Source organism: Achromobacter sp. (assembly GCF_036567245.1).
Classification (GTDB): Bacteria; Pseudomonadota; Gammaproteobacteria; order Burkholderiales; family Burkholderiaceae_B; genus Achromobacter.
In genome coordinates this window covers 1-2551 of the sequence record NZ_DATCUY010000159.1, presented here as the reverse complement: position 1 = coordinate 2551, position 2551 = coordinate 1, and the positions used below count along the sequence as shown (strand labels likewise).

General features: G+C 68.0%; 2 protein-coding genes. Both read right to left on the bottom strand.

Annotation, left to right across the window (positions count from 1 at the left end; all coding sequences use genetic code 11):
* A partial coding sequence (locus VIR09_RS07005) for a sensor histidine kinase (protein ID WP_332012220.1) occupies nt 1-1023 on the bottom strand: 1023 nt, incomplete at its 3' end.
* Nucleotides 1010-1681, bottom strand: a complete 672-nt coding sequence (locus VIR09_RS07000) for a response regulator transcription factor (protein ID WP_332012219.1) — start codon at nt 1679-1681, stop codon at nt 1010-1012. The genes VIR09_RS07000 and VIR09_RS07005, both read right to left, overlap by 14 nt.
* Nucleotides 1682-2551: the final 870 nt, after the last annotated feature.

The window sequence follows — 2551 nt, the reverse complement described above, 5'->3', positions numbered from 1 at the left end:
GACTTCGGGCGCGATCTCGATGCGCAGGCGCTGCGCCTCCAGCGGGCCGATGCGGCGCCGCGTTTCATTGACGGTCTCGGCCACGCCCACCAGGGTGCGCGAGCCCTTGCCCAGGCGATGGGTGATGGTGGCGTCCATCAGCAGCTGGTTGATCAACTGGCTGGCGTGTGTGGCATTCAGGTGGATGCGTTCCAGGCGCGCATGCAGCCGCTGCGGATCGGTCTCGTCCAGGGCCACTTCCGCCTGTGCGCGCAGCGAGGCCAGCGGCGTGCGGACCTGGTGCGCGGCATCCGCCACCAGGGTGTTGAGCGTGCCCATGACGCCGGACAGGCGTTGCATGAAGCCGTTCAGCGCCTCGACCAGCCGGCGCACCTCGCGCGGCACGGGCGTCTCCAGCGGCGCCAGATCGTCCGGCGCGCGGCTGCGCAATTCGCGCTCCACCACGGCAAGCGGGGCGAAGGCGCGCTGCACGCCGAACCACAGCAGGCCCAGCGCCACCAGCGACACCACCACCAACGGCAGCGCGGTGCGTCCCAGGATCTCGTCGGCCAGCGCCTCGCGCGAGCCCAGCGTTTCGGCCACGCGCACCGTGACCCACCCCGCATGCTGGCTGGCCGACACCAGCCGGCCCACGGTGGCGACACGCACCGGTTCGTCGTGATAGCGCAGGTAGGCGAACACCGGCGTGGCGGACTGCGCCAGCGGCATGCCGGGCGCCAGGTCGTCGTAGCCGGTGATGAGGCGGCCGTTGGAGGTACGGGCCTCGTAGAACACGCGTTCGCCGCCGGACAGCATGGCCAGCGAAGACACCGGCGGTTCGACGGTGACGTTGTTGTCCTCGATCTGCACCGAGCCGGCAATGGTCAGCGCCGAGGCCGCCAGCAGCCGGTCGAAAGCCTGTTCCGCTGCGCGCTGCGCGTAGCCGCGCAGGAAAAACACCAGTCCGATCAGCGCGCAGGCCAGCAGCAGCACGCCCAGCGCGAAGACGCGGCGGCGGATGGAGAAATTTTCAGGGCTGTTCATGGCTGCGGGCCTGATAGCCAACGCCGCGCACGGTGACGATATCGATCGAGGCGCCCGCCAGCTTCTTGCGCAGCCGCGATATCAGCAGCTCCAGCGCATTGAGCGTGCCGTCGTCCAGGTCGAAGAGCTGATTCATCAGCCGTTCCTTGGCGACGGTCTGGCCCAGCTTGCCGAGCAGGATCTCCAGCAGGCGGAATTCGCGCCGCCCCAGCTCCAGCGGTGCGCCGGCCACGCTGACGTCGCGGTTGGCGAGGTCCAGGCTGAGGTTGCCGTAGACGGTGACGCTGCTGGTCTGGCCGGCGGGGCGGCGCATCAGCGCACGCAGCCGGGCTTCCAGCTCCCGCAGGTCGAAGGGCTTGACCAGGTAGTCGTCGGCGCCCAGGTCCAGCATGTCGATCTTGTCTTCGATTTCAGAGCGCGCGGTCATGACCAGCACGGGCGCTTCCAGCCCCGCGGCGCGCAGCTCGCGGATGACGGTAAATCCGTCCTTGCCGGGCAGGTTGATGTCCAGGACGAGCGCGTCCCAGGTTTCGTCCAACCCCCAACGCAACGCCGCCACGCCGTCGCGCACCCATTGCACGCTGTGGCCGGCGGAACGCAGCTTGCTTTCCACGGCATCGCCGAGATCGAGATTGTCCTCGACCAGCAAAATGCGCATGTGTTGTCTCCGTGTCTTTTGTGGCTTTCGGGGGGAGTTTATAGGGGCGTGAGGGTTCTGTGGGTCTTGATGCGGGTGGGCTGGGTTCTTAAGACGCCTGTCGCGTCGGCGGCCTGCGGGGCGCGGGGCAACGATTGCGGTCCGGAGCGTTCGCTCCGGACTTCCCCATCCTCATCCTCGTCACCGCCTGCGGCGGTTCCTTCGGATTCCGTCGGGCTTATCGACGCCCCGCGCCCCGCAGGCCGCCGACGCGACAGGCTCGGCTGGTTGAAACTTCACGGGCGCTGGGGCGGGTGGTGTGCTTGGCGTTCTGGCCACGGATAGTGGGTGGTGGCGTGTCTTGCGGGGCCCGCCCCAGGCCGGCCGCGCGGGCGGCCTTTTGGGGCTTACGCGGTGTCTTGCGTCGCGTGATGGCGCTGCGCGATGGTGGCGGGGCGCTCTCGTGGTGACGTGTATGGCAAGCGAAAATCAGGGCTGGGTATGGCGCTGTGTAGGGGCGATGGCCAAGTGCACGGGTCGGCCAGTAATCGTCACTTCAACGCGGATGCCGGATGGGTGGCGCGCGTCCGGCTCCGCATGCGTAAGCGGCTGCCCGTCGCGCGCCACCCATCACCGCCCACCCCCCAAGAGCTGGGGACCAATAGCAAACCCTTCGTCGCATTCGCGCAAGCGAACACAATCGAAATTTAAGAAATCACGTATGCCATTCTCGGCCGCCCGCGCGGCCGAGAATGGCGGGCAATGCAAGAGCCGTCCCTGACCACGGCTCTAGCAGCGCATCAGTCCAAGATTCAAGTAGCCCGTCGGCGCGGGCGCCTGAGTGGCGGGCAACCTCGATGCGCCCGAGGGAATCTGAAGGGAAGGCCGAAG

Coding starts and splice junctions, on each gene's coding strand:
- VIR09_RS07000 (WP_332012219.1), bottom strand. CDS start 1,681: ATGCGCATTTTGCTGGTCGAGGACAATCTCGATCTCGGCGATGCCGTG.